Annotated in this window: 24 protein-coding genes and 1 other RNA gene; 18 read left to right on the top strand and 7 right to left on the bottom strand. The window is 66.2% G+C overall.

Going from position 1 to position 24,323, the window contains the following annotated elements:
- Positions 1 to 2: 2 nt before the first annotated feature.
- Positions 3 to 1,067 carry an Rpn family recombination-promoting nuclease/putative transposase gene (locus AC07S4_RS24475; RefSeq protein WP_494989087.1) on the bottom strand — a complete coding sequence of 355 codons (1,065 nt, stop codon included), beginning with the start codon at positions 1,065 to 1,067 and terminating at the stop codon, positions 3 to 5.
- Between the two features lie 249 nt (positions 1,068 to 1,316).
- Here AC07S4_RS24475 and pilV point away from each other — a divergent pair, with 249 nt between their 5' ends.
- The 8 genes from pilV (at position 1,317) to AC07S4_RS24435 (ending at position 8,488) form a co-directional block, all read left to right on the top strand.
- Positions 1,317 to 1,871 (top strand): type IV pilus modification protein PilV, encoded by a 555-nt coding sequence (gene pilV / locus AC07S4_RS24470; RefSeq protein WP_494989086.1) that lies wholly within the window; start codon positions 1,317 to 1,319, stop codon positions 1,869 to 1,871.
- Positions 1,868 to 2,848, top strand: a complete 981-nt coding sequence (locus AC07S4_RS24465; RefSeq protein WP_494989085.1) for a PilW family protein — start codon at positions 1,868 to 1,870, stop codon at positions 2,846 to 2,848. Before pilV ends, AC07S4_RS24465 begins: the two co-directional genes overlap by 4 nt.
- On the top strand, positions 2,848 to 3,480 hold the full coding sequence (locus AC07S4_RS24460; protein ID WP_494989084.1) for a pilus assembly PilX family protein: 633 nt from the start codon (positions 2,848 to 2,850) through the stop codon (positions 3,478 to 3,480). The genes AC07S4_RS24465 and AC07S4_RS24460 overlap by 1 nt, the downstream gene beginning before the upstream one ends.
- 62 nt (positions 3,481 to 3,542) lie before the next feature.
- Entirely contained in the window at positions 3,543 to 5,672 is a 2,130-nt protein-coding gene (locus AC07S4_RS24455; protein ID WP_494989083.1) for a pilus assembly protein, read from the top strand.
- Positions 5,669 to 6,187: a type IV pilin protein gene (locus AC07S4_RS24450; RefSeq protein WP_494989082.1), complete on the top strand. Its 519-nt coding sequence runs from the start codon at positions 5,669 to 5,671 to the stop codon at positions 6,185 to 6,187. Before AC07S4_RS24455 ends, AC07S4_RS24450 begins: the two co-directional genes overlap by 4 nt.
- Positions 6,115 to 6,732, top strand: coding sequence for a GspH/FimT family pseudopilin (locus AC07S4_RS24445; RefSeq protein ID WP_494989081.1), 618 nt, complete (start codon positions 6,115 to 6,117; stop codon positions 6,730 to 6,732). Before AC07S4_RS24450 ends, AC07S4_RS24445 begins: the two co-directional genes overlap by 73 nt.
- A gap of 22 nt (positions 6,733 to 6,754) precedes the next feature.
- On the top strand, positions 6,755 to 7,852 hold the full coding sequence (gene ribD, locus AC07S4_RS24440; protein ID WP_494989080.1) for a bifunctional diaminohydroxyphosphoribosylaminopyrimidine deaminase/5-amino-6-(5-phosphoribosylamino)uracil reductase RibD: 1,098 nt from the start codon (positions 6,755 to 6,757) through the stop codon (positions 7,850 to 7,852).
- Positions 7,853 to 7,861: 9 nt separating this feature from the next.
- The gene (locus AC07S4_RS24435; protein WP_494989079.1) at positions 7,862 to 8,488 is read left to right on the top strand and encodes a riboflavin synthase; all 627 of its coding nucleotides are present in this window, start codon (positions 7,862 to 7,864) and stop codon (positions 8,486 to 8,488) included.
- 1 nt (position 8,489) lies between these two features.
- Here AC07S4_RS24435 and AC07S4_RS24430 read toward each other — a convergent pair whose 3' ends face one another.
- Together AC07S4_RS24430 and AC07S4_RS24425 are read right to left on the bottom strand one after the other, a co-directional pair.
- Positions 8,490 to 8,912 carry an OsmC family protein gene (locus AC07S4_RS24430; protein WP_161074767.1) on the bottom strand — a complete coding sequence of 141 codons (423 nt, stop codon included), beginning with the start codon at positions 8,910 to 8,912 and terminating at the stop codon, positions 8,490 to 8,492.
- 110 nt (positions 8,913 to 9,022) lie between these two features.
- Entirely contained in the window at positions 9,023 to 9,913 is an 891-nt protein-coding gene (locus tag AC07S4_RS24425) for an SMP-30/gluconolactonase/LRE family protein (RefSeq protein WP_494989078.1), read from the bottom strand.
- A 176-nt stretch (positions 9,914 to 10,089) separates the two neighbouring features.
- On the opposite strand from AC07S4_RS24425, the gene ribBA reads away from it, so the two are divergent.
- From ribBA to nusB, 3 genes are read left to right on the top strand one after another with little or no spacing between them, the layout of a single operon-like run.
- Positions 10,090 to 11,199, top strand: a complete 1,110-nt coding sequence (ribBA, locus tag AC07S4_RS24420; protein WP_494989077.1) for a bifunctional 3,4-dihydroxy-2-butanone-4-phosphate synthase/GTP cyclohydrolase II — start codon at positions 10,090 to 10,092, stop codon at positions 11,197 to 11,199.
- 49 nt (positions 11,200 to 11,248) lie between these two features.
- Positions 11,249 to 11,743 (top strand): 6,7-dimethyl-8-ribityllumazine synthase, encoded by a 495-nt coding sequence (ribH, locus tag AC07S4_RS24415; protein ID WP_161074770.1) that lies wholly within the window; start codon positions 11,249 to 11,251, stop codon positions 11,741 to 11,743.
- A 29-nt stretch (positions 11,744 to 11,772) separates the two neighbouring features.
- Positions 11,773 to 12,243: a transcription antitermination factor NusB gene (gene nusB / locus AC07S4_RS24410; protein WP_494989076.1), complete on the top strand. Its 471-nt coding sequence runs from the start codon at positions 11,773 to 11,775 to the stop codon at positions 12,241 to 12,243.
- A gap of 57 nt (positions 12,244 to 12,300) precedes the next feature.
- Here nusB and AC07S4_RS24405 read toward each other — a convergent pair whose 3' ends face one another.
- Positions 12,301 to 13,197 carry a transglycosylase SLT domain-containing protein gene (locus AC07S4_RS24405; RefSeq protein WP_494989075.1) on the bottom strand — a complete coding sequence of 299 codons (897 nt, stop codon included), beginning with the start codon at positions 13,195 to 13,197 and terminating at the stop codon, positions 12,301 to 12,303.
- A gap of 509 nt (positions 13,198 to 13,706) precedes the next feature.
- On the opposite strand from AC07S4_RS24405, the gene ubiD reads away from it, so the two are divergent.
- Complete coding sequence (ubiD, locus tag AC07S4_RS24400; RefSeq protein WP_494989074.1) at positions 13,707 to 15,191, top strand: 4-hydroxy-3-polyprenylbenzoate decarboxylase; 1,485 nt, start codon at positions 13,707 to 13,709, stop codon at positions 15,189 to 15,191.
- Between the two features lie 125 nt (positions 15,192 to 15,316).
- An RNA gene (ffs, locus tag AC07S4_RS24395) (signal recognition particle sRNA small type) lies at positions 15,317 to 15,415 on the top strand.
- A 46-nt stretch (positions 15,416 to 15,461) separates the two neighbouring features.
- Here the strand turns inward: ffs and AC07S4_RS24390 are convergent.
- Entirely contained in the window at positions 15,462 to 16,124 is a 663-nt protein-coding gene (locus AC07S4_RS24390) for a hypothetical protein (protein WP_494989073.1), read from the bottom strand.
- Positions 16,125 to 16,222: 98 nt separating this feature from the next.
- On the opposite strand from AC07S4_RS24390, the gene dnaX reads away from it, so the two are divergent.
- Genes dnaX through AC07S4_RS24365 form a run of 5 tightly spaced genes read left to right on the top strand, consistent with a single transcriptional unit; the run spans position 16,223 to position 21,313 of the window.
- On the top strand, positions 16,223 to 18,859 hold the full coding sequence (gene dnaX / locus AC07S4_RS24385; RefSeq protein ID WP_494989072.1) for a DNA polymerase III subunit gamma/tau: 2,637 nt from the start codon (positions 16,223 to 16,225) through the stop codon (positions 18,857 to 18,859).
- Positions 18,860 to 18,890: 31 nt separating this feature from the next.
- Positions 18,891 to 19,217, top strand: coding sequence for a YbaB/EbfC family nucleoid-associated protein (locus AC07S4_RS24380; protein ID WP_436267346.1), 327 nt, complete (start codon positions 18,891 to 18,893; stop codon positions 19,215 to 19,217).
- Positions 19,218 to 19,220: 3 nt separating this feature from the next.
- Positions 19,221 to 19,511, top strand: a complete 291-nt coding sequence (locus AC07S4_RS24375; protein ID WP_161073098.1) for a YciI family protein — start codon at positions 19,221 to 19,223, stop codon at positions 19,509 to 19,511.
- A gap of 9 nt (positions 19,512 to 19,520) precedes the next feature.
- On the top strand, positions 19,521 to 20,111 hold the full coding sequence (recR, locus tag AC07S4_RS24370) for a recombination mediator RecR (RefSeq protein ID WP_161073097.1): 591 nt from the start codon (positions 19,521 to 19,523) through the stop codon (positions 20,109 to 20,111).
- The gene (locus AC07S4_RS24365; RefSeq protein ID WP_494989071.1) at positions 20,108 to 21,313 is read left to right on the top strand and encodes a CaiB/BaiF CoA transferase family protein; all 1,206 of its coding nucleotides are present in this window, start codon (positions 20,108 to 20,110) and stop codon (positions 21,311 to 21,313) included. The genes recR and AC07S4_RS24365 overlap by 4 nt, the downstream gene beginning before the upstream one ends.
- A gap of 12 nt (positions 21,314 to 21,325) precedes the next feature.
- Here AC07S4_RS24365 and AC07S4_RS24360 read toward each other — a convergent pair whose 3' ends face one another.
- Both AC07S4_RS24360 and AC07S4_RS24355 read right to left on the bottom strand, forming a co-directional pair.
- Positions 21,326 to 22,087 carry a hypothetical protein gene (locus tag AC07S4_RS24360; RefSeq protein WP_494989070.1) on the bottom strand — a complete coding sequence of 254 codons (762 nt, stop codon included), beginning with the start codon at positions 22,085 to 22,087 and terminating at the stop codon, positions 21,326 to 21,328.
- Positions 22,088 to 22,213: 126 nt separating this feature from the next.
- Complete coding sequence (locus tag AC07S4_RS24355; protein ID WP_494989069.1) at positions 22,214 to 24,322, bottom strand: putative bifunctional diguanylate cyclase/phosphodiesterase; 2,109 nt, start codon at positions 24,320 to 24,322, stop codon at positions 22,214 to 22,216.
- Position 24,323 lies beyond the last annotated feature (1 nt).

Here is a 24,323-nt window from a genome sequence, read left to right as displayed (position 1 = left end):
CCTCAATGGCGGGCGAAGACCTGGTTCAGCGTGGGCGCATCGATGACCGCTTTGGCCCAGTCTTGCAACTGGTTCTGGCTGGCTGTGGACAGCAAGGCGGTGATGTCGTCTGGCAAAGCGCCGAAACGCTGGCTTAGCTGCAGGGCGAGCAAGGCTGCTTGACCTTGCTTTATTCCTTCCTGCCGCCCTTGCTGCATCCCCTGTTGTATCCCCTGCTGTATCCCTTCCTGCCGCCCTTGCTGCATTCCTTCCTGCCGCCCCTGCTGCATCCCTTCTTGTCTTCCTTCCAGCGCTGCTTTGACCTTGGCCTCCGCCAACTCGCGCCGCATCACGATTCTGGCGCCGCGCGGAATGTAATTTTCCATGGTGGGTCTCCCTTGAATTTGGGCCATGTCGTGCCAGAGCTGGGCTTCCAGCTCCGTGGGTAAGTGCATGATCCAATCGACGACGTGGAACAAGTTTACGATACGCTGCCGGTCCCAGTCACGCGCCAGCAGCAATTGTGTCAGCTGCCGCTTTGCGGCAAGCCGGCGCGAGGGGAGCCCGTGCGTCTCCTGGGTCAGCAGATGGGCTGCGGTAAGCAGGGCGAAGGGATTGTGGTCCTCCAGCAATGTGCTGATGTGATCGGCAAGATCCTGCAGTTTGGTGGTGCGGAACCTCAATTCCAGCCTGCAGCCGAACAGCTTGAACGAAAACACGCTTGGCCGCCAATACGGATTGCGGTCTGCCAGCACCACCAGGCTGGCGACGGGATGCTGGTAACGGTCATAGATGCGGTAGCTGTACGTGAAGATCCGTTGCGGCAAGTGATGATCGTGCCTCGCTTGCACCTCTACGTGTATCAACACCCATTGCTCGACGCCGTCCAGGGTGTGCACCCGGACCAGTTTGTCGGCCATGCGCTTGCCCAGGGCGCCATCCAGTGCCAGCTGCTGCAATTCCGTATCGAGGAACTCGGGCGCATGCCGCCAGTCGATGGCGGCGTGCACATCCGGAAAGTAGAACGCAATAAAGTCCTCAAAATAAAGGACCAGTGCAGTTTTCCAGGGCGCATCGTAGTTGTCCATGGGGGGCGAGAGTGGCTGGCAAGAACACAGTCTAGCCCTCGGTGTGCTGGTGCGTTTCGATCTGGCGCAAGGCCGCTGCTGAAGGCTGGCGCTGGCACACTTCATTCCTGCTTGCAATGACGATAGGCAATCGCCAGTGGGATTTTAAGGCTGAGTTATATGAGCTTTGATCTGCGTCAAACTGGCTTGCGCATGGGCTGCTAACTTGCAGTCAGGGTGTCTCTCAAGCGGCTTGTGCGGAGGTGGCATATGGCGTCGCAACGGCGGATTCACGGCTTCGCGCTGATCGAAGTGCTGGTGGCGGTGGTGGTGCTGGCCGTCGGCGTGCTGGGCGCCGCAGGCATGCAGCTGGTGGCGCTGCGTGTGCGCTACGAGTCGCAATTGCTGAGCAATGCAGCCCAAATGGCCTTCGCCATGGCCGAACGCTTGCGCGCCAATCCGGGCCAGATCGCCACGGCCTACCTATCGCTGGACTATGACGCGCATGCCGAGCCGGTTCCCGCCGCGCCCGGCCGCCAGTGCTGGACCGGGCCGTGCGACAGCGCCGCCATGGCGGAGGCGGATATGTATGATTTGAAGCGGCAAATCGCTTCGCAACTGCCCGGCGGCCGGGTGCGCATCTGCCGCGACACGGGCATGTGGAGCAGTGGCAGGCTGCGCTGGCCCTGCGCGGGCGGCCCGGCGGCGCCGGTGGTCGTCAAGGTCGGCTGGCGCGGAAAAAATCCGGACGGTACGGCGGCCAGCGATGTGGACGGCGACTATGCGCCCGGTGTGGCGCTGGTGCTGGCGGGAGTGGCGCCATGAACAAGGCCGTCAGCGAGGTTGATGCGGGCCCCAGGCGCGAGCGCGGCCTGGGCCTGGTTGAGATGGTGATCGCGATCGCGGTGGGCTCGCTGGTGACGTTGGTGGCCAGCGCGCTGCTGGTGAATGCCAGCGCCAATTATGCGTTCCACACTGAAAGCGCCCGGCTCAATGACAGCGGCCGCTACGCGCTGTCCATCATCAGCCAGTCCGTGCGGCAAGCCGCGTTTGTGAACTGGGATGATGCCAGCGTGCCGCCGGCAACCACGCCGGAAACCAGCGCCAACATCAGCGGACTGGATGACGCCAGTATTTCCCGCAACAGCAACGGCATTGAGGATCCGCTGCCCGCATCCGTGAATGGCAGCGATGTGCTGGCCTTGCGCTATGCCGGCTCCGGCTCGCCCGAGGCGGACGGCTCCGTGCTGAATTGCGCGGGCTTCGGCATTGCCGCTGCTGGCAGCGAAGCGCAGCGCGGCTGGAGCATTTTCTACGTTGCGAAGGGCAGCGACGGTGTCGCCGAACTGCGCTGCAAATATAAAAGCGCGCACAGCTGGGGCGCCGACGCCATCGTGCGCGGCGTGGACAGTTTCCAGGTGCTATACGGAATCGACACCGACACGCCGGCGGACGGCATTCCCAACCGCTACCTGAGCGCGAGCGCCATCAACTTAATGGATGGGGATCTGGTGCTGGAAGGCGCCACGGCCCCAGCGCGCGCGCAGGATTTCAACCGCAAAACCTGGTGGAAACGCGTGGCCAGCATCAAGGTGGGCCTGCTGCTGCGCGGGGAAGACTACTCCCGCAACGGCGCTGTCCCGGCGCAGTACGACTTGCTTGGCGGTGCTTACACCGGCAGCACGGCAGACGGCGACCGTGGCACGCACATAGACGAGCACCTGCTGCCCGAGAGCGAACGCCAGCGCGTGCGGCGCGTATTCGAAACGTCGATCGCGCTGCGCAACGCCGGGGGCACGTGATGGCCGCCATCCGTCACATCAGCGCTGCTCCCATGCTTGCCGAGCAAGGCATTGCCTTGCTCCTCACATTGCTGATGCTGATTGCCGTGCTGCTGCTGGGCGCATCCGCAGCGCGCATGGCCATGCTGGGCGAGAAGGCTGCGCGGGCAGAGCGCGACCGCTACGTGGCATTGCAGGCGGCGGAGGATGCGCTGGCCGACGCGGAGAAGGAGATTAACGGCAGCGCCGCCAGCACACCGGCGCGTGCGGCGCTGCTGGCGCCGGGCAGCGGCCTGGGCTTTGTGCCGGGCTGCGGCATGGGCGCCGACAATCCCGGGCTCGGCCTGTGCGCGCCTGCGGAGGGCGATGTGCCGGTGTGGGAAAGCGTCGACATCGGCGACGACAGTGCTGCCTCGCGTTCGGTGCCGTTTGGACGGTTCACGGGCGCGGTGATGGAGACCGGCCAGGGGCTGCTGCCATTCCGGCGCCCGCGCTACATCATCGAGCGCGCACCTTACCACCCGCCCGGCGCGGACGCTGGAAGCACGCAGTACCTGTATCGCGTCACCGCCATCGGCTTTGGCTCGCGCGAGTCTACCGAGACTGTGCTGCAAGGAAGCTACCGCAAAGCAGACGAGGGAGGGACGCCATGAATCTGCCATGGGCTGACCGCTGCGCGCGTTGGCTCGGCGCCAGCCGGCGAATGGCGAGTGCTGTGTGCACCGTATTGGCTGCAGTGCTGGCCGCCGCGCAGGCTGCCGCTGTGCCGCCGCTGGTGGAGCTGAGCACCGAGCCGCTGGGCGCCAGCTGCGTGCCGCATCCGGACTTGCTGCGCGGCGCCGCAGCGGTGGCGTCCACGCCCTCCGGCATGGCGGTGTTCCAGGCGGGTGCGCGGCCCGGCAGTTGGAGCGGGGTGTTCACGCGCTCCGCTTTGACCGTGGACGCGTCCGGCGCGCCGCAAATTTCGGCTCCGCTGTGGGACGCCGCCGCTTGGCTGGACGCCTTGCCGGAGCCAGCCCGAAGCCGCCGCATCTACACGTCCAGGCTGGAGCAGGGCAGGCGGGTGACGATACCGTTCGAGTGGGACGCGCTGTCGGCCGCGCAGCGCACCATCCTGAACCGCGCGCCACCGCCCGCGCGTCCGGTTTCCGACCGCAAGGGCGAACTGCGCCTGGACTGGCTGCGCGGCGACCGCAGCGAGGAGGGACGCTTGTTCCGCCGCCGCGCCAGCATCCTTGGCGACGCCGTCAATAGCATCCCGGTGTACGCCGGGCCGCCGTCCGCCGCAGGCAATGGCGACGGCTACCGCGCCTTTTACGACAGCATGCAGGCGCGCACCGCCGTGGTCTACCTGGGCGCCAACGACGGCATGCTGCATGCCTTCGATGCGGGGAGCGGGGCAGAGCTGTTTGCCTATGTGCCGGAGGCCGTGTTCCCCCAGCTTAACCGGCTGCCCGACCGCAACTATGCGCATGGCGCCTATGTGGATGGCCCGGCCAGCGTGGCCGAAGCGCAGCTGGACGGGAACTGGCGGACGGTGCTGGTGTCCGCCATGGGGGCCGGCGCGCAGGGCGTATTCGCACTCGACGTCACCAATCCCTCCGTGTTTCCGCAGGCCGGCGGCGCGCTGTGGGAGTTCACCGACCGGGATGATGCCGCGATGGGCAATGTGACGTCCCTGCCGCAGATGGTGCGCTTGCGCCTGCGCAGCGCAGCGAACGCCTACCGCTACTTTGCGCTCGTGAGCAGCGGCGTCAACAGCCAGGCCAGCGACGGCAATGCCGATCCGGCCAATGCCAGCGCCTTGTTCCTGCTGGCGCTGGACAAACCGGCTGGCGAGGCATGGCGGCTGAACCGGAACTACTATCGCTTGCAAGCGCCGGGAGGCGAGCCCGGCCGCGCCAATGCGCTGGGTGCGCCGGCGCTGGTGCTGGACGGCGATGGGGCTCTGCTCTACGCCTACGCCGGAGATTTGCAGGGCAATCTGTGGCGCTTCAATTTCACGGGCAGCGCGCCGTGGCGGGACGCGGCGGAAGGGCCTGTGTTCATCGCCCGCGATGCGCGGCGCGTGCGGCAGCCGATCACCATGCAGCCCCGGGTTGCCAACGCGCCCGGCGGCAGCTATCTGATCCTGTTCGGGACCGGAAAGTTGCTGGAGGCGGCGGACCGCGACCCGGCCCGCTATGCCCAGCAGTCGTTCTACGCGGTGCTGGACGACAGCGCGGGCGGCCGTGGCGGGACGCGCGCGGACTGGCCCCTGGGACGTGACGATCTGGCCCTGCGCGAGCTGGAGGGCGCGCCCGATGCCGCAGTGCTGGCATTGCGCGGGCGTAGTTTTACTTATGGCGGCGCCGGCGGTGCGCATGGCTGGTATATCGACTTCAATGGCGCCGCCACGGGAGAGCGCAGCGTGGGTGGCGCCGCGCTTGCCGGCGGACAGATCTTCTTCAACACCGTCCTGACCGGCGCCAGCGCTTGCGCGCCCGTCGCCAGCCGCAGCTACGCGCTCGACGTGCTGAGCGGGCTGGCGCCGGACAGCGCAGGCGTGCCGCTCTCGGGGGCGGCGGCCGGCACATTGGTCGCAGACTATCTTCCCGGGCCGGCGGCGGTGATCGTGACCGAGCCGGCGCAAGCGGTGCGCCAGGCCGGTGGCCGGATGCTGGTCAGCAAGCGTATCGCCGCCGTCAATGCCGGCGCCAGGGAAGCCGGTGCGCTGCCGTCGGCGCGGACCAGGGCGGTCGCGCCGGCCGGCAGGCTGGGCTGGCGCGAGCTGGCCAATTGGCGCGAGCTGCATCAGGCGGCGCAGGCACGGACGCCGCAGCCACGCGAAGGGGAGCAGCCATGAAGGCCATCACCGGCATGACCGCCATGAGTATCAGGCGCACGAGGCGCACCAGGCGTACCGAGCACACGAGGCGCTGCCGTGGCTGGACCGTGCTGGAGGCCCTGATCGTGGTGGTGATTGCCGTGGTGCTGGCCGCGTTCTCCTATCCTTCCTACAGCCAGTTCGTGATCCGCAGCAAGCGCGTGGAAGGGCAGGCCGCCTTGCTGCTATTGATGCAGCAGCAGGAGCGCTACTTCAGCGCCCACAACAGCTACATCGCCTTCTCGTCCGGCTCCACCGATGCGGCCGAGCGCGAATTCAAATGGTGGTCCGGCGCCAGCCCCGCCGGCAGCGCGTATGAGATCGAAGCGAAGGCCTGCGACGATGAAGCGATCTCGAGCTGCGTGCAGCTGGTCGCCACGCCGGGCACGGCCAAGGTGGACGCGCATTACGAGGACAGGGAATGCGGAAAACTGATATTGACCAGCGCCGGCCTGCGGCTGGCGAGCGGGCAGGGCGTGCGCTGCTGGCGCTGAGGCGCGCCGCCGCCGGCCTTACGCTGATCGAATTGCTGGTCGCGCTGGCGCTGGCGGCCGTTCTGGCCGGCGCCGCCGCGCCCAGCCTGCAGGCCATGCTGCAAAAGCAGCAACTGCGCGCGGCGCTGAACGAGCTGCAGGGCGCCATCGCCCTGACCCGCTCCCTGGCTATCGCGCGCGGCGGCGTGGTGCTGCTCGCGCCGCACGACGCCAGCGGCGAGGCGTGGGAGCGAGGCTGGACCGTGTTCTCTGACCGCAACGGCAACCGCCGCCCGGACCCCGGCGAGGAGCGCTACGCCGTCCAGCAGCCCATGGCGGACGGCATACGCCTGGGTGCGCGCTTCACTTCCGGCACGGGAGCGGCCTATCTTGCCTATAATGCTGCTGGGCGCGGCTGTCAGGCGGGCAACAGCCAGGCGGCGCGCTGGGGCACGCTGACGCTGGAAGCTGGCGAGCACAAGCGCCTCGTCAAGATCAACATGCTGGGCCGGGTGAGGGTGTGCGATCCTGTTGCGCAGCCGGCGCTCTGCACCAGCGCAGACTAAACCAAAGCGAGTAAGCGATCCTGTGGACATCAACAACGACACCGAAGGCATGAAGCTGGCCCTGGAATGGGCCGCCAAGGGGCTGTACACCACCTCGCCCAATCCGCGCATCGGCTGCGTGATCGTGCGCGGCGGCCGCGTGATCGGCGCGGGCGTGACCCAGCCCGCCGGGCAGGACCACGCCGAAATCCAGGCCATGAAGGACGCGCAGGCGCGCGGCCATGATGTGCGCGGCGCCACCGCCTACGTCACGCTGGAGCCGTGCAACCACCACGGCCGCACGCCGCCCTGTTCGGACGCGCTGGTGCGCGCCGGCATGGGCCGCGTGGTGGCGGCGATGGAAGACCCGAATCCGCTGGTGGCCGGCCAGGGCCTGGCCAAGCTGGCGGCGGCTGGCATCGAGGTCTCGAGCGGCTTGCTGGCCGAGCAGGCCTACGAGCTGAACATCGGATTCTTCTCGCGCATGACGCGCGGCCTGCCGTGGGTGCGCATGAAAACCGCCGCCAGCCTGGACGGCATGACGGCGCTGCACAACGGGGCCAGCCAGTGGATCACCGGCCCGGAAGCGCGCGCCGACGGCCACGCCTGGCGCGCCCGCGCCTGCGCCATCCTGACCGGCATCGGCACCGTGAAAGCGGACGATCCGCAGTTGACGGTGCGCTCGGTGGACACGCCGCGCCAGCCGCGCCGCATCGTGGTGGACAGCCGCCTGGACATCAGTCCTTCTGCGCGCGTGCTCGAAGGCGGCGGGACCTGGGTGGTGGCCGCCGTCAGCGATCCGGAAAAGGAAGCCGCGCTGCGCGCCGTGGGCGCGGACATCATCACGCTGCCCAACCCGCACGGCAAGGTCGACCTGCCGGAGCTGATGCGCGAACTGGGCCGCCGCCAGATCAACGAGCTGCACGTCGAGGCGGGCGGCAAGCTGAACGGCTCCCTGATACGCGAAGGCTGCGTGGACGAACTGCTGGTCTACCTGGCGCCCATGCTGCTGGGCGACGCCCAGGGCATGTTCGCCTTGCCCGCGCTGACGGAATTGAGCGGGCGCAAGAGCCTGAAATTCCACCAGGTTCAGCAGACCGGCGCGGATTTGCGTATCCTTGCCAGATTCACTTCACAATGAGATAGCACCATGTTTACTGGAATTGTTGCCGCAGTCGGAAAAATCACTTCGGTCCAGCCGCTGGAAGGCGGCCATGACGCAGGCGTGCGCCTGGAAATCGACGCCGGCGGCCTGCCGCTGGCCGACGTCGCCCTGGGCGACTCCATTGCCCTGAATGGCGCCTGCATGACCGTGATCGAAAAGACCGCCACCACCTTCAAGGTGGACGTCTCGCGCGAAAGCCTGAACTGCACGGTGGGCCTGGACGGCACTTCGGAAGTCAATCTGGAAAAAGCGCTGACCCTGTCCGAGCGCCTGGGAGGCCACCTGGTGTCCGGCCACGTCGACGGCCTGGGCGTGGTGCGCAAGTTCGAGCCGGTGGGCGAGTCCTGGGAGCTGGTGATCGAGGCGCCGCGCGAGCTGGCCAAATTCCTGGCCTTCAAGGGCTCGGTGGTGGTCAACGGCGTGTCGCTGACCGTCAACCGCGTGCACGATATTGGCAGCGCCGGCGCGCTGGTGTGCCAGTTCTCCATCAACCTGATCCCGCACACCATTTCCGTGACCACGCTCAAGCATCTGACGGTGGGCGGCAAGGTCAATCTGGAGATCGACCTGATCGCCCGCTACGTCGAACGCATGCTGTCGGTCGGTAAATAAGTCAGAGCAGCGTCGCGTCCAGCGTAATGCTGGCGTTCAGCAGTTTCGACACCGGGCAGCCGGCCTTGGCCTTGGCGGTCAGTTCGTCAAAGGTGGCCTTGTCGGCGCCCGGGATCTTGGCCTGCAAGGTCAGGTGCACGGCGGTGATGGAGAAGCCGTCGGCCACCTTGTCCAGGGTGACCTCGGCCTTGGTTTCCATTTTTTCCGCAGTCAGTCCCGCTTCACCCAGGATCAGCGACAGTGCCATGGTGAAGCAGCCCGCGTGCGCGGCGCCGATCAATTCTTCCGGGTTGGTGCCCGGCTTGCCCTCGAAGCGGCTGGCAAAGCCGTAGGGGTAGTCCTTCATGGCGCCGCTTTGGGTGCTGATGGCGCCTTTGCCGTCCTTGATGCCGCCCGACCAGACGGCCGATCCGTTCGTTTTCATCGCTGCTCCTTTGTTTGTGTTGCAAGAGGAGCAGCTATCGTATGCCGATTGCGTGAAGCGCGCCGCTCACTTAAGGGAGAGGGGCGGTGAGAGGGCGCTCAAGCCAGCGTTCAGCCGTAACGCGCAGGCGGCACGCCGCCCACCTCCAGCTCTACGCTGAACAGGGCGCCGGCCAGCGGTTCGGCCGCGCGCTGCGCCTCGCCCATGCCTTCCCAGGCGGTGGTGATGTACAAGGTCTTCAGGTCCGGGCCGCCAAACACCACGGACGCCGGCTGCGACACCGGCATGGCGATGGTGGCCAGCAGTTCTCCGTCCGCGCTGTAGCGGCACACCCGGCTGCCGCCCCATTGCGCGATCCACACGCAGTTCTCGGTGTCTACCGTCATGCCGTCCGGCGAGCCTTCACCTTCGCCGAACTGGCGCCACAGGCGGGCCGGTCCCAGGCTGCCGTCGGCCCCCACGCTGTAGGCGTAGGTGCGGCCCAGCAGGCTGTCGCTGTGGTACATCACGCTGCCGTCCAGGCTGAAGGCCGGTCCGTTGCAGATGTGGACGCCGTCCTGCGCCACGCTCAGCGCGCCGTCCGAGGCCAGGCGGAACAGCTGCCCGTCCGGGCTGTGCACGTCGGCCGCGTTCATGCTGCCGAACCACAGCCGGCCTTGCGGGTCGGCCTTGGCGTCGTTCAGGCGCACGCCGGGCTTGCCCTCGGTGGGGCGCGCCAGGTATTCGACGCGCAGTTCCGGCTCCAGCCACAGGCGCACCACGCCGTCGCGCAAGCCGGCCATGAAGCCGTCGCCGTCGCGGCGCGGCACGATCCAGCAGATATATTCAGGCAGCGGCCAGGCGTGCTGGCTGCCGTCCGCGTCCAGCGCGTGCAGCGTGCTGCCCTTCAGGTTGACGAAATACAGGCGCTGCTGTTCAGGCAGCCACAGCGGGCCTTCGCCCAGTTCGGCGCCCAGTTGCCAGAGCAGGCGGGGCGCGAGGTCGGTCTTGTGTGCGGTCACGATGGCAATTCGATAAGTGGTGGACGCATTACCTTACCCGAAAAGCGCAGGCCTGTGTAGCGCTATCATTTGCTTAACTTCGGCGCTTTCTGGGGCGATCGAGGCGGAGTTCCAGATTAGTTTCTCCAAATCCTTTAAAATAGAGGGTTAAAGAAACCTGAACCGAAGGAATTGAAATGTCTATCTCCAGCACCGAAGAAATCGTCGCCGAGTTGCGCGCTGGCCGCATGGTGATCCTGGTTGACGAAGAAGACCGGGAAAACGAAGGCGACCTGGTGCTCGCGGCCGACTTCGTCACGCCGGAAGCGATCAATTTCATGATCAAGCACGCGCGCGGCCTGGTCTGCCTGACCCTGACCGAGGAACGCTGCAAGCAGCTCGACCTGTCCATGATGACGGCCCGCAACGGCACCTCCTTCGGCACCAACTTCACGGTGTCGATCGAAGCGGCTGAAGGCGTGACCACCGGCATTTCGGCGGCCGACCGCGCCAAGACCATCCAGGTGGCCGTGGCCAAGAACGCGGTGCCGATGGACATCGTGCAGCCGGGCCACATCTTCCCGCTGAAAGCCCAGAAGGGCGGCGTGCTGATGCGCGCCGGCCATACCGAGGCGGGCTGCGACCTGACCGCCATGGCGGGCCTGACCCCGGCTTCCGTGATCTGCGAGATCGTCAAGGACGACGGCACCATGGCGCGCCTGCCGGACCTGCTGGAGTTCGCCCAGGAGCACGGCCTGAAGATCGGCACGATTGCCGACCTGATCCACTACCGCAGCCAGAACGAATGCATCGTCCAGCGCGTGGCCGAGCGTCCGCTGAAGACCGCCTACGGCGACTTCCGCATGATCGCCTTCCGCGACACGCCGACCGGCTCGGCCCACCTGGCGCTGGTGCACGGCGCCATGGCCGCCGGCAAGGAATCGCTGGTGCGCGTGCACCAGCCGGTGTCCATCCTGGACCTGCTGGAATCGGAAGCGACCACGCACTCGTGGAACATCTCCGCGTCCATGCAGGCGGTGCAGGCGGCCGAGCAGGGCGTGATCGTGCTGCTCAACTGCGAAGAAACGGCCGAACAGCTGTTCAGCCAGTTCGATGCGCTGGACAAGGACGCCAAGCCGCAGGGCCGCGCCGCCAGCATGGGCCTGCGCGACTACGGCATCGGCGCGCAGATCCTGCGCGCGGTTGGCGTGCGCCAGATGAAGTTGCTGGCCAGCCCGCGTAAAATGCCTTCCATGGCAGGTTTCGACCTCGAAGTCACGGGCTACGTTGCCAAGCCGGCCGCGTAAGCACGTCCACAACACTAATTAATATACACATACAGAAAAGAGGCATGCCATGACCGTAGGAAGCTACGAAACCAATCTGTCCGGCGACGGCTTGCGCGTCGGTATCGTTCAAGCGCGTTTCAACGAAGACGTCTGCCACGGCCTGCTGTCGGCCTGCCTGGCCGAGCTCAAGCACCTGGGCGTTGCCGATGAAGACGTGCTGCACGTGACCGTGCCCGGCGCGCTGGAAATCCCCTTCGTGCTGCAGAAGCTGGCCGAATCGCAGCAGTTCGACGCGCTGATCGCGCTGGGCGCCGTCATCCGTGGCGAAACCTACCACTTCGAACTGGTGTCGAATGAATCGGGCGCGGGCATCACCCGCATCGGCCTGGACTTCGGCATCCCTATCGCCAACGCCGTGCTGACCACCGAAAACGACGAGCAAGCCGAAGTGCGCATGGCCGTCAAAGGCGCGGACGCCGCCCGCGTGGCCGTGGAAATGGCCAATCTGTCGATCGCGCTGGAAGAACTCCAGCAAGACGGCGGCTACGACGAAGAAGAATAATCAGTACTTATAAGAACAGGCAGGAAATCATGACCGACAAATCTACGCACGCCAACCCGAGCAAGAACCGCACGCCGCGCCACCGCGCGCGCGAGTTCGCGCTGCAGGGCTTGTACCAGTGGCTGCTCAACAATGAAGACGCGAAAACCGTCGTCAACCACATCCGTGCCGCGCACGGCTTCGAGAAGGCCGACGCCGAGCACTTCACCAACCTGCTGTACGGCACCATCAAGGAATCCGAAGCGCTGCGCGAGACCTTCGCCACGCTGGTGGACCGCGGCGTGGCCGAGCTGTCGCCCATCGAGCACGCCGTGCTGCTGATCGGCGCCTTCGAGCTGAAGAACAACTTGGAAATCCCTTACCGCGTCGTCATCAACGAAGCGGTGGAGCTGACCAAATCCTTCGGCGGCATCGACGGCCACAAGTACGTGAACGGCGTGCTGGACAAGCTGGCCGGCAAAATGCGCCCGGAAGAAGTAGAGAACGACAAAAAGCGTTGAGATGTAGCGACGTAAAAAAAGCCGCAATCTGCGGCTTTTTTTACGTCTGGAGCAAGCTTACAGGCCGGCCAGCTGGGCGTCCGGCAGTTTGGCCACGGCATTGGCCGCCACGGCGTTTTCCACCTGCTTGGTGGTGGCAGGGGCTGCCGCGATCACCGGGTTGGTCGTAGGCACCTTCTTGCCTGCGGAAACACGCTTCAGCAGCTGGTACTCGTTGAGCACCTTGTTGCCGTAGCCATAATCGGTCTCGAAGGCGGCCGCGCCCACATAGGTTTTCAGGCCGGCTTCCACCGAGCCGCCGCGGGTCACATAATCCTTCAGGATCAGCGAGCCGACGCGGATATTGGCCACCGGGTTCAGCGCAGCCTGCACGCCGCCCATTTCCTGGAACTTCTCATGGTGCACCTTGGACATCACCTGCATCAGGCCCTGGGCGCCCATGGGGCTCTCGGCGAACGGGTTCAAGCCCGACTCGATGGCCATCACGGCCAGGATCAGCAGCGGGTCCAGCTTGATCTCGCGCGCCGTCAGGTAGGCGGTGGAAACCAGCATATTGGTGGCGTCGCCCGCCACGCGGTAGCGCTTGGACAGCCAGGAGGTCACCCATTCCTGCTGCTTGCGGGTGCCCATGATGGCCTTTTCCTCGGGCGTCAGCGGGGTATCGGCGGCGGCATAGCCGCCGGCGGGCGCCTCCATCAGTTCGTGCAGCGGCGGCGCCGTGACGGCGGCCACGGCGGCAGGTTCTTGCAGCAGGCTCTTGCTCAGGGCATGGGCCAGGTCGGGACGGGCGTACAGGACGGCGATCATGACCAGGGCGCTAACGCCAAAAACGGTCAAAGTGTGTTGCGCGGTAGTGAGCACGCTGCGCACGCTGACGCGCGAGCTTGCCAGGCCAGTAGCGCCACGCGCCAACTGACGGGTAGCATTGGCTACCGGGATAAAACGATTAGTCATTCAGAACTCCCCTGAAATGTCCGTAACGAGCGCATCCCCGCCGCGTCAAAAAACGCAGTCGTATCGATGTGCCAATGCCGTGCATCAGAAATATCATTCGTCCGTGGCCGCACCGTGGGTGCGCGCCGAACGCCATCATTGCTTGCCTGAGCTGTTACTACCTGGAGCGTATGCTGGAGGCGTATGTGTAAACAGTCGCAATACAACTTTTTTCGGGGGCAAGGCAGACGCCTTTTGAAAACACTCCTTAAAATGTCATGTGGAGCCCCGACTCCGTGAATGAATGAGCGACCGGTCGTTAGCGATAAAAGTTGGCTAACAGGCCATGTCCTCTTCAAGTAGGGCAAATTGTAGAAGCCGTTTTATATCACGTCAATACTAACACGGACGTTCTTTATAACTTTTGAATCTAGATATTTGCCTTGCAAACTGGCAAAAACCAATAAAATCAACCACTTGACTCAAAAACCTCGTCCGGCGCGTCTGGAGCGAAAAAAAAGTAAAAAAGTATGAAATATTCTGATCTGCGTGATTTTATTGCCCAACTGCAAAAAATGGGCGAGCTTAAGCCTGTTTTGACGGCAGTTTCCCCCCATTTAGAGATGACCGAGGTGTGCGACCGCGTTTTGCGGGCCGGCGGACCGGCTTTGCTGTTCCAGAATCCCACCGGCCACAGCATGCCGGTGCTGGGCAATCTGTTCGGCACCCAGCGCCGCGTGGCGCTCGGCATGGGCGCCCAGGACACCAGCGAGCTGCGCAAGATCGGCCACGTGCTGGCGCGCCTGAAAGAGCCCGAGCCGCCCAAGGGCTTCAAGGACCTGATGGAGCTGGGCTCGCTGGTGAAAGCCGTGTGGGACATGTCGCCCAAGGAAATGAAGGGCGCGCCCTGCCAGGACATCGTCTGGGAAGGCAACGACGTCGACCTGGCGCGCCTGCCCATCCAGCACTGCTGGCCGGGCGACGTGGCGCCGCTGATCACCTGGGGCCTGGTGATTACCAAGGGGCCGAACAAGAAGCGCCAGAACCTGGGCATCTACCGCCAGCAGGTACTGGGGCGCAACAAGGTCATCATGCGCTGGCTGGCGCACCGGGGCGGCGCGCTGGACTTCCGCGAGCACTCCATCCAGACCAAGGGCAAGCCCTACCCGATCGCGGTGGCGCTGGGCGCGGACCCGGCCACCATCCTGGGCGCGGTGACGCCGGTGCCGGACACCTTGTCCGAATACCAGTTCGCCGGCCTGCTGCGCGGCAGCCGCACCGAGCTGGTCAAAGCCATCGGCAGCGAGCTGCGCGTGCCGGCCTCGGCCGAGATCGTGCTGGAAGGGCATATCTACCCGGACGAGAACCACCCGAGCGGCTACGAGCACGCGCTGGAAGGGCCGTATGGCGACCACACCGGCTACTATAATGAGCAGGACAGCTTCCCGGTGTTCACCATCGACCGCATCACCATGCGGCGCGACCCGATCTACCACTCCACCTACACGGGCAAGCCGCCGGACGAGCCGGCCATGCTGGGCCTGGCGCTGAACGAAGTCTTCGTGCCGCTGCTGCAAAAGCAGTTCAGCGAGATCACCGACTTCCATCTGCCTGCCGAAGGCTGCAGCTACCGCATGGCGGTGGTGCAGATCCGCAAGCAGTACGCCGGCCACGCCAAGCGGGTGATGCTGGGCGTATGGAGTTTCCTGCGCCAGTTCATGTATACCAAGTTCATCGTAGTGGTGGACGAGGACGTCAACATCCGCGACTGGAACGAAGTCATCTGGGCCATCACCACCCGCGTCGACCCCACGCGCGACACCACGCTGGTGGACCACACGCCGATCGACTACCTGGACTTCGCCTCCCCGGTGAGCGGCCTGGGCAGCAAGATGGGCATCGACGCCACCAATAAATGGCCGGGCGAAACCACGCGCGAATGGGGCACCACCATCGTCATGGCGCCCGAAGTGAAAGCCCGCGTGGACCAGATCTGGCAGGAGCTGGGCCTGTAATTGCGCATTTCAGCAGCAGCCGAGCTGAGCCGCATTCGGGGTCAGACCCCGAATGCGGCTCAGCTTGCTTATTGGTTTGCGCGCGCGATTAGGCAGAATTGCGTGGAGCGGGTATAATTGCAGCCGGCGGGCCCCTGCGCATTGCGGCATGGCCAACCTGGTCAGGTCGGGAACGAAGCAGCCACAGCTATTCACCGCAAGTGCCGCAGATCAGGCTCGCCTCTTTAGATCAAAAAGCTGCTGATGCAGCTTTTTTTTCGTCCCTATGCTTTACTCGCCGTCCACTTCCGCTTCGAACGGCTGTTCGCTCACCGTCACCAGCGGGTTTTCCGCCAGCAGCGCCTTGTCCAGCTTGAGCCGGATTTGCTGCTTGCCGTCCGTGACGTAGCGCTTGTCGCCGCCCTTGGCCTGCACCACCAGGTAGGCCGGCTTGTGGAACTTGAAGATCACCACCTTCATCGTCGGCGCCAGCAGGCTCAGCGCGCCGGCCACCTTGTCGATGGCGGCGTTCGATTGCGGCACGCTGCCCATCACCGTGGCGTAGTTCCATTGCGCCGCCTCCGGCAGCACCGCCACGATGTCGAAGCCGACGCTGGCTTTTTCGCCCTTGGGCTGGTTGGTCCAGATCTTGGCGTCCTCGGCCATCCATTTCTCGTTCGGCACCAGCACCGTGCGGCCCAGCTCGTCGAGCACCAGCGGGAATTTGCCGCCGGCATGCACCACCGTCAGCTTCAGGCTGCCGGGGGCGATGGCTTTGTTGGCCGGCGTGAAGCGGGTGTACACCTTCAGCTTGTCGCGCTCGGCGGCCGGCAGGCTGTAGAATTTATCCAGCTTCACCGTTTCCACGATTTTCTTGTACGGCGCCCATTCGCGGTCTTCGGCGTGGGCCAGCAGGGGCAGGGCGCACAGCAGCGTTAAAGCAAGTTTTTTCATTTTTTCAATTGTTAAATGGAAAGCAAGAGTGTAAGCGATGTCATGTACAACGTCTAATGTTGACCGCAGCACCGGCTATCTACGGTAAAATCGCTGCCATGTCCTATCAAGTCCTCGCCCGCAAATACCGTCCCCGGAACTTTGAAACGCTCGTCGGCCAAGAGCACGTCGTGCGCGCCCTGACGCACGCGCTGCACAGTGGCCGCCTGCACCATGCTTATCTCTTTACCGGCACGCGGGGCGTCGGCAAGACCACGCTGTCGCGCATCCTGGCCAAATCGCTTAATTGCATCGGCCCGGACGGCAGCGGCGGCATCACCGCCACGCCGTGCGGCGTCTGCGAAGCCTGCACCGCCATCGACAGCGGCCGCTTCGTCGACTATATAGAGATGGACGCGGCGTCCAACCGCGGCGTCGACGAGATGGCGCAGTTGCTCGAGCAGGCGGTGTACGCGCCGTCGAATGCGCGCTTCAAGGTCTATATGATCGACGAGGTGCACATGCTCACCAACCACGCCTTCAATTCCATGCTGAAGACGCTGGAGGAGCCGCCGGAGCACGTGAAGTTCATCCTGGCGACCACCGATCCGCAGAAAATCCCGGTCACCGTGCTGTCGCGCTGCCTGCAGTTCAATCTGAAGCAGATGCCGCCGGGCCATATCATCAGCCACCTGGACAATATCCTGGGCCAGGAGGGCATCAGCTTTGAGCAGCCGGCGCTGCGTTTGCTGGCGCAGGGCGCGCACGGTTCCATGCGCGACGCGCTCTCGCTGACCGACCAGGCCATCGCCTACGCGGCCGGCGAAGTGACGCTGGACGCGGTGCAGGGCATGCTGGGCGCGCTGGACCAGTCTTACCTGATCCGCCTGCTCGACGCGCTGGCGAACCAGGACGGCGCCGACCTGCTGGCCGTGGCCGACGAGATGGCCTCGCGCAGCCTGTCCTATAACGGCGCCTTGCAGGACCTGGGCACCTTGCTGCACCGGATCGCGCTGGCGCAGACGGTGCCGGCTGCGGTGCCGTCCGACCTGCCCGAGTACGCCGACATCGTGCGCCTGGCTTCGGCCTTCGACGCCGAGGAAGTGCAGCTGTATTACCAGATTGCCGTGCATGGCCGCAATGAACTGGGCCTGGCGCCGGATGAGTACGCCGGGTTCTCGATGACCCTGCTGCGCATGCTGGCCTTTCGCCCCGGCGCCGGCGGCGCTGAAGGTGTCCCGGCTGCCGCGCCTACGGTAGCGCGCGGTCCGGGCGCTGCCCGTGCCGCTGCGGCTGCGGCCGGTTTGAGTGTGGGCGGTGGCGCCGCAGGCGGGCAGCAGGGCGGCATGCCTGCGCGCGCCGCGTCGGTGTCCGCCGCCAGCCATTTGTCCGTGCCGCCGCCGCCGTCCGTGGTGGCCGGCGCCGCCGCCATGGCCCGCGCCGATGCGGCCCAGGCTGCCGCGCCGGCGCCGGTGCATATGGCCGCGCCTGCACAGGCGGCGTATGCATCGCCCGCGCCAGCCCAGCAGGCACCGGCGCCCGTCGCGATGGCGCCAGCCCCGCAGGCTCCGGCGCCCGTGCCGATGGCGTCCGCACCCGTCCAGCAAGCTGCGGCGCCGGCGCAAGCCGCGCCCAGCCAGCCAGCACCCGCGCGCGCGCCCGCGTCCGCTGCGCCGCTCAGTCCGGCACGTGCGGCGATCCAGGCCGCGCTTGAGGCGGCCCGCGCTGCGTCCGGTCAAAAGCCTGTCAGCAGCCGTCCGGCTTTGACGCCGCCAGCCCCCGCCGCGCCCGATGCGCCCGCCCCGGTACAGCACCAGGCACAGGTTCAAGCGCCGGCCCAGCCTCCGGCGCCGGCCCAGGCGTTCGCTCCGGCCCATGCCGTTGCCGCACCGTCGCCCGCTCGCGAAGCCGCGCCGGCGCCTGCCCGTCCGCCCGCTCCATGGGAAGACGCGCCAGCGCCGCCAGCGCCGCCAGAGTCCGCACGCCCGGCGCCGCCGCCGTCCGCTCCTTGGGACGACGCGCCCGCCGCCTCCGCGCGCCCCGCGCCCGCCGCTGCCCCCTGGGATGACGGCCGTCCCGCCATGGGCGCAGCCGTGATCGAGGCCCCGGCCCAGCAGCCAGCGCCGCGTCCGGCTCCGCAAGCCGCACCGCGCCAGGCCGCCCCGGATGACGACCTGCCGCCCTGGGTCACCGAGTTCTCCGACGACAGCGCCATGCCGGCCAACGGCCAGGCCGACGCCGCCCCGCAGGACTACAACCAGCCCGGCCAGCAGCCCACTTTCGCGCCGCGTCCTGCACCCGCGCCGGCCAAGGCGCCGCACGCCTACGTCGTCACCCCGGTTCCCGAGCTGGACTGGGACGGCAACTGGCCCGCGCTGTCGGCCCGCCTGCCGCTGCGCGGCGTGGCCCAGCAGCTGGCCACGCAGGCCGAGCTGATCGCCTGCGCCCCGGACGGCAGCCACAGCGCCGTCTTCCATCTGCGGGTGCCGATTGAAACCTGGCGCACCGCACCCAATGTAGAGAAGCTGGCAGCGGCGCTGACCGAGCGTTTCGCCCGCCCGGTGCGCGTGGAAACCGAACTCGGCCCGACCTGGTACACCGCCAGCGCCGAAGCGCAGGCGCACCGCGCGGCCGTGCAGCGCGCCGCCGAGGAGACCGTGGCGAACGACCCGTTCATCCAAAGCATGATCCGCGAGTTCGGCGCCTTCGTGGTGCCGGGTTCCATCGTGCCGCCGCCGGCGCCGCCCGCGCACTAATTTATACTCACCCGATACGGAGAACACCATCATGATGAAAAACCAACTGGCTGGCCTGATGAAGCAGGCGCAAGCAATGCAGGACAATATGAAAAAAGCCCAGGACGCGCTGGGTTCGATCGAGGTGGAAGGCCAGTCCGGCGCCGGCCTGGTCAAGATCGTGATGACATGCAAGAACGACGTCAAGCGCGTCTCCATCGACCCGTCGCTGCTGGCCGACGACAAGGACATGCTGGAAGACCTGGTGGCCGCCGCCTTCAACGACGCCGTGCGCAAGGCCGAAGCCACCTCCGCCGAGAAAATGGCAGGCCTGACCTCCGGCATGAACCTGCCGGCCGGCTTCAAGATGCCTTTCTAAGCCATGTTCATCATCTCGCTCACGTATTTGAAGCCGGCCGAGGAGATCGACGCGCTGCTGGCCGCGCACCGCGAGTACCTGCGCGAGCAGTATGACAACGGCATGTTCCTCATGTCGGGCCGCATGGTGCCGCGCACCGGCGGCATCATCATCGCCACGGCGGACAGCCGCGCCGACATTGAAGCGGTGATCGAACTCGATCCCTTCAACGAGGCCGGTGCCGCCAGCTACGCCATCACCGAATTCGTGCCGACCATGACGGCCGACATCCTGAGCGCCTTCCAGCAAGGCTGAGAACACGCCATGTCCAAATCGCTGGAATTGTTGACGGAGGCCTTGCGCCGCCTGCCCGGCGTGGGGCCGAAATCGGCGCAGCGCATGGCCTACCATTTGCTGCAGCACGACCGCGACGGCGCGGCCATGCTGTCGCGCGCCTTGTACCAGGCGGTGGAGGCCGTGCACCACTGCGCGCTGTGCAACACCTTTACCGAGGACGAAGTCTGCGGCACCTGCCGCGACGAGCAGCGCGACCGCAAGATGCTGTGCGTGGTCGAAACCCCGGCCGACCAGATGATGATAGAGCAGACCCTGACCTACAAGGGCCTGTACTTCGTGCTGATGGGCCGGCTGTCGCCGCTGGACGGCATCGGCCCCAAGGATATTCATCTGGAAAAACTGGTCGAGCGCGCGCAGGACGGCGTGGTCGGCGAGGTGGTGCTGGCCACCAATTTCACCAACGAAGGCGAAGCCACCGCGCACTACATCAGCGAGATGCTGAAGGCGCGCGGCCTGAAGGTGAGCCGATTGGCGCGCGGCGTGCCGGTCGGCGGCGAGCTTGAATACGTGGACGCGGGCACCATCGCGCGCGCCATGCTGGACAGGCGGGCGACATGAGCAAGGGTGCCTTAAACGGAATCAAGGTCCTCGAGCTCGGCACGCTGATTGCCGGGCCGTTCTGCGCCCGCATGCTGGGCGAGTTCGGCGCCGAAGTGATCAAGGTCGAAGCGCCGGGCGAGGGCGATCCCATCCGCAAATGGCGGGTGCTGAAAGACGGCACCTCGCTGTGGTGGTCGGTCCAGTCGCGCAACAAGAAAAGCATCACCCTGAACATGAAGGACGCGCGCGGGCGCGCCATTGCCAGGCAGCTGGCGCTGGAAGCGGACATCATCATCGAGAACTACCGCCCCGGCGTGCTGGAGAAGTGGGACCTGGGCTACGAGCAGCTGAAAGCTGTCAAGCCTTCCGTCATCATGGTGCGCCTGTCCGGCTTCGGGCAGACCGGGCCGATGAAGGACTTGCCCGGCTTCGGCGCCATCGGCGAATCGATGGGCGGGCTGCGCTATGTGTCCGGCCACGCGGACCGGCCGCCGGTGCGGGTGGGCGTGTCCATCGGCGACTCGGTGGCCGCGCTGCACGGCGTGATCGGCGCCATGATGGCGCTGCGCCACCGCGACGCCACCGGCGGCCGCGACGCGGGCCAGGGCCAGATGGTGGACGTGGCGCTGTATGAATCCGTGTTCAACTTGATGGAATCGCTGGTGCCCGAGTTCGACCACGCGGGCGTGGTGCGCGAACGCACCGGCGGCGCCTTGCCGGGCATCGTGCCGTCCAACACCTACACGACGAAGGATGGCGAGAATATCGTCATCGCCGGCAACGGCGACGCCATCTTCAAGCGCCTGATGCTGGCCATGGGCCGCATCGACATGGCGGGCGATCCGCAGCTGGAGCGCAACGACGGCCGCGTGCAGCGCACCGAGGAAATCGACGGCGCCATCCAGGCCTGGTGCGCCACCCGCACCATAGACGAGGCGCTGGCTGTGCTGAAGGCGGCCGACGTGCCGGCCGGGAAAATCTATTCGGTGCGCGACATGATGAGCGACCCGCAGTTCCTCGCGCGCGGCATGTTCGAGCAGCACCAGTTCGCCGACGGCACGCCGGTCAAGCTGCCGGCCATTTCGCCCAAGCTGTCCGAAACGCCGGGCCACACCAACTGGCTCGGCCCGGCGCTGGGCCAGCACAACGAGGAAGTGCTGCGCACGCTGGGCTACAGCGACGCCGACATTGCCGCGCTGCGCAGCGACGGCGTGCTGTAGCGCCCGCAGCGGCTACATGCCGTAGCGGTAGGGCACCACCGCGTAATCCTCCACCACCGGCCCGGGGCTGTGGGCGGCCTGGTCCCAGGCCGCCAGCGTGCTGAGCGTGGCCTCCGAGCGGGTGTGCGGACTCATCAGCTGGAAGCCGCTGGCCGAGCGCCCCGGCGCGATGCGGCCTGCCGCGCCCTGGTCCTGCGCCAGCACCGACCAGCGCACAAAGCTGAGCGAGTCGGTCTCCATGGTCCAGCCCAGCGGAATGCCGGTCACGGTAATGGGCGCGGCCATGCCGAGCGTAAAGCTGACGATGTCCAGTCCGCTGCCCGCGTCTTCCTCATTGATCAGTTCGTAGTTCCAGAAGTCGGTGCAGACCGCGCTGGCCACCCGCGCGCGCAAGCGGCGCGGCGCCTGGTCCGGCGGCGTGGGCGCCGGCAGCTGCACATAGCGCGTGAGCGCCAGCGGGAAGCTGATGCCGTCGACCGTGTAGCTGCCGCGCAGCGTGAGCAGATATTGCGCGCCGGCCAGCATGCCCACCCCGGCAAACGTGGCCCGGATGCGCGCCACGCCGCTGCGTTCGAGGTCGCCCAGCACCACCGGGTAGCCGTGCGGCGGCCCCAGGCGGCGGGCAAAGCCCAGCGTAATGTCGTGGCACATCAAATGGTGGATCGCGGCGCCGCCCGCGTTGATGATTTCAGGAATGACGACCAGTTCGCCGCCCAGGTTTTCGACGGCAGGCAGCCCCAGCACCACCTGCATTGCGCTTGGCCAGATTGCCATGATGATCTCCCGAGTATGCTTCAATCACAGCATAGGCGGTGCCGGTGCGGCGCAGTCTGATCCAGATCAATCGCGCATGCGGCGGCGCCGCGGAATTTTGCCGGCGCTGTCAAGCAAGCCGACGGCTCACGGCGGCGCAGGCGAGGCCGGGGCGCGCTGCGCGGCCAGCATCTGGGTGATGGCGTCCTGCGGCGCGGGGCGGCCGAGGAAATAGCCCTGGGCCATGTCGCAGCCATACTGTTCCAGCAGCACGAGCTGCTCGCCGGTTTCCACGCCCTCGGCCACCACGATCATCTTCAGGCCGTGCGCCATGGCGATAATGGCGCGCGTGATGGCGGCGTTTTCGCTGTCCTGCGGCAAGCCGACGATAAAGCTCTTGTCGATTTTCAGCGCACGCACGTCGAAGCGCTTCAGATAGCTCATGGACGAATAGCCGGTGCCGAAGTCGTCGATCGACAGCAGCACGCCGATGCCGCGCAGCTGCTCCAGCATCACCATGGTGGCGCGCGCATCGTCCATCAGCGTGCCTTCGGTCAGCTCCAGCTCCAGCAGGCGCGGCTCCAGGCCGGTGTCGCCCAGCGCGGACAGCACGATCTGCGTCAGGTTCTCGTCCTTGAACTGGCGCGCCGACAAATTCACCGCCATGCGGATGGCGCGCCGGCAAGTCTGCTGCCAGGCCTTGGCCTGGGTGCACGCGGTGCGCAGCACCCATTCGCCGATCGGCACGATCAGCCCGGTTTCCTCGGCCAGCGGAATGAAGTCGTTGGGCGGAATAATGCCGTGCTCGGGATGGCGCCAGCGCACCAGCGCCTCCACGCCCACGATCTGCGCGCTCGATACGTCGATCTGCGGCTGGTACAGCAAGTACAGCTCGTTGTTCTGCAGCGCCTTGCGCAGGCCCACTTCCAGTTTCACATGGCTCATGATCTGCATGGTCAGCGAGGAACTGTAGAGCTTGGCGTTGTTCTTGCCGCAGTTCTTGGCGTGGTACATGGCCGTGTCCGCATACTTGAGCAGCGACTCGCTGTCCTCGCCGTCGGTCGGGTACAGCGAAATGCCGATGCTGGCGGTGACGAAGATTTCGTTGCCGTCCAGCTGGAAGGGACGGCGCATGGCGTCCTTCACGCGCTGCGCCACGGCCAGCGCGTTTTCCACCCGCTCCAGGTCGGGGATCAGGATGGTGAACTCGTCGCCGCCCAGGCGGGCCAGATGGCTGTGGCTCACCACGTCGCTCGGGCGTATGGTTTCGCGCAGGCGCTCGGACACGGTCTGCAGCAGCAGGTCGCCGACGTTGTGGCCCAGCGTGTCGTTGATGCGCTTGAAGGCGTCCAGGTCCATGAACAGCACGGCGAATTTCTTGCCGGCCTGGCGCGAATGGGCCAGCTCGCGCTCCAGCAATTCCAGGAAAGCCTGCCGGTTGGGAATGCCGGTCAGGCTGTCGCAATAGGCCAGGCGGCGGATCTGCTCCTCGGCGCGCTTGCGCTCGCTGATGTCGCGCACCAGGCCCAGCACGTCGCCGGCGCCGGTGCTGACCAGGCGCGCCTCGAAATGGCGCTGCTGCTGGCCTTGCTGCAATTCATAGTCGAAGGAGCGGATGTGCTGGGTGGCCAGCACTGCCTGGGTCTGCTCCAGCAGCTGGCCCGCGATATGCTCCGGCAGCACCTCGCTCACGTGGCGGCCCACGCAGTGCTCCTGCGGGAAGGCGCTGTTGGCCTCGTGGCCCTGTTCGTAGTCGAGGTAGACGCCGTCGCGGTTCAGGCGGAAAAAAGTGTCGGGGATGGCGGCCAGCACGGCGCGGTTGTGCGCGTCCGCCACCCGCAGCCGGGCGATGGCGTCGCTGGCGCGCAGCACATACAGCACGCGGTGGCCGAGGATGGGCCAGTTGATCGGCTTGGACACGAAATCGGTGGCGCCCGCCTCATAGGCGTGGGTGACCGCCTCCAGGTCGTCGCCGCCGGTGACCATGATGATGGGCACGGTGGCCGCCGCCGCATGCGTTTCCAGCGCGCGGATGGCGCTGCAGACTTCGAAGCCGTCCATATTCGGCATGTCCACGTCCAGCAGCACCAGGTCGGGCGGCTGGCGCTGGAAGCTGGCGATGGCGGCCGGGCCGTCCTCGGCCTCCACCGCGTCCAGGCCCACCTGGGCCAGCATTTCCAGCATCAGCAGGCGCATGACGGGATCGTCGTCGGCTACCAGCACGGTGCCGCGTTTGGGGGATGGGTGCACTGCCATG

The sequence above is a fragment of the Pseudoduganella sp. GW821-FHT05F09 genome, assembly GCF_059419605.1.
The sequence above is the reverse complement of the archived record's forward strand: the minus strand, read 5'-3'. Positions and strand labels throughout refer to the sequence as shown.

Bases quoted from the DNA above. Each gene is read 5' to 3' on its own strand.
- AC07S4_RS24475 (WP_494989087.1), bottom strand. From the start codon at position 1,067: ATGGACAACTACGATGCGCCCTGGAAAACTGCACTGGTCCTTTATTTT.
- pilV (WP_494989086.1), top strand. From the start codon at position 1,317: ATGGCGTCGCAACGGCGGATTCACGGCTTCGCGCTGATCGAAGTGCTG.
- AC07S4_RS24465 (WP_494989085.1), top strand. From the start codon at position 1,868: ATGAACAAGGCCGTCAGCGAGGTTGATGCGGGCCCCAGGCGCGAGCGC.
- AC07S4_RS24460 (WP_494989084.1), top strand. From the start codon at position 2,848: ATGGCCGCCATCCGTCACATCAGCGCTGCTCCCATGCTTGCCGAGCAA.
- AC07S4_RS24450 (WP_494989082.1), top strand. From the start codon at position 5,669: ATGAAGGCCATCACCGGCATGACCGCCATGAGTATCAGGCGCACGAGG.
- AC07S4_RS24445 (WP_494989081.1), top strand. From the start codon at position 6,115: ATGCGGAAAACTGATATTGACCAGCGCCGGCCTGCGGCTGGCGAGCGG.
- AC07S4_RS24435 (WP_494989079.1), top strand. From the start codon at position 7,862: ATGTTTACTGGAATTGTTGCCGCAGTCGGAAAAATCACTTCGGTCCAG.
- AC07S4_RS24430 (WP_161074767.1), bottom strand. From the start codon at position 8,912: ATGAAAACGAACGGATCGGCCGTCTGGTCGGGCGGCATCAAGGACGGC.
- ribBA (WP_494989077.1), top strand. From the start codon at position 10,090: ATGTCTATCTCCAGCACCGAAGAAATCGTCGCCGAGTTGCGCGCTGGC.
- ribH (WP_161074770.1), top strand. From the start codon at position 11,249: ATGACCGTAGGAAGCTACGAAACCAATCTGTCCGGCGACGGCTTGCGC.
- nusB (WP_494989076.1), top strand. From the start codon at position 11,773: ATGACCGACAAATCTACGCACGCCAACCCGAGCAAGAACCGCACGCCG.
- AC07S4_RS24405 (WP_494989075.1), bottom strand. From the start codon at position 13,197: ATGACTAATCGTTTTATCCCGGTAGCCAATGCTACCCGTCAGTTGGCG.
- ubiD (WP_494989074.1), top strand. From the start codon at position 13,707: ATGAAATATTCTGATCTGCGTGATTTTATTGCCCAACTGCAAAAAATG.
- AC07S4_RS24390 (WP_494989073.1), bottom strand. From the start codon at position 16,124: ATGAAAAAACTTGCTTTAACGCTGCTGTGCGCCCTGCCCCTGCTGGCC.
- dnaX (WP_494989072.1), top strand. From the start codon at position 16,223: ATGTCCTATCAAGTCCTCGCCCGCAAATACCGTCCCCGGAACTTTGAA.
- AC07S4_RS24380 (WP_436267346.1), top strand. From the start codon at position 18,891: ATGATGAAAAACCAACTGGCTGGCCTGATGAAGCAGGCGCAAGCAATG.
- AC07S4_RS24375 (WP_161073098.1), top strand. From the start codon at position 19,221: ATGTTCATCATCTCGCTCACGTATTTGAAGCCGGCCGAGGAGATCGAC.
- recR (WP_161073097.1), top strand. From the start codon at position 19,521: ATGTCCAAATCGCTGGAATTGTTGACGGAGGCCTTGCGCCGCCTGCCC.
- AC07S4_RS24365 (WP_494989071.1), top strand. From the start codon at position 20,108: ATGAGCAAGGGTGCCTTAAACGGAATCAAGGTCCTCGAGCTCGGCACG.
- AC07S4_RS24360 (WP_494989070.1), bottom strand. From the start codon at position 22,087: ATGGCAATCTGGCCAAGCGCAATGCAGGTGGTGCTGGGGCTGCCTGCC.
- AC07S4_RS24355 (WP_494989069.1), bottom strand. From the start codon at position 24,322: ATGGCAGTGCACCCATCCCCCAAACGCGGCACCGTGCTGGTAGCCGAC.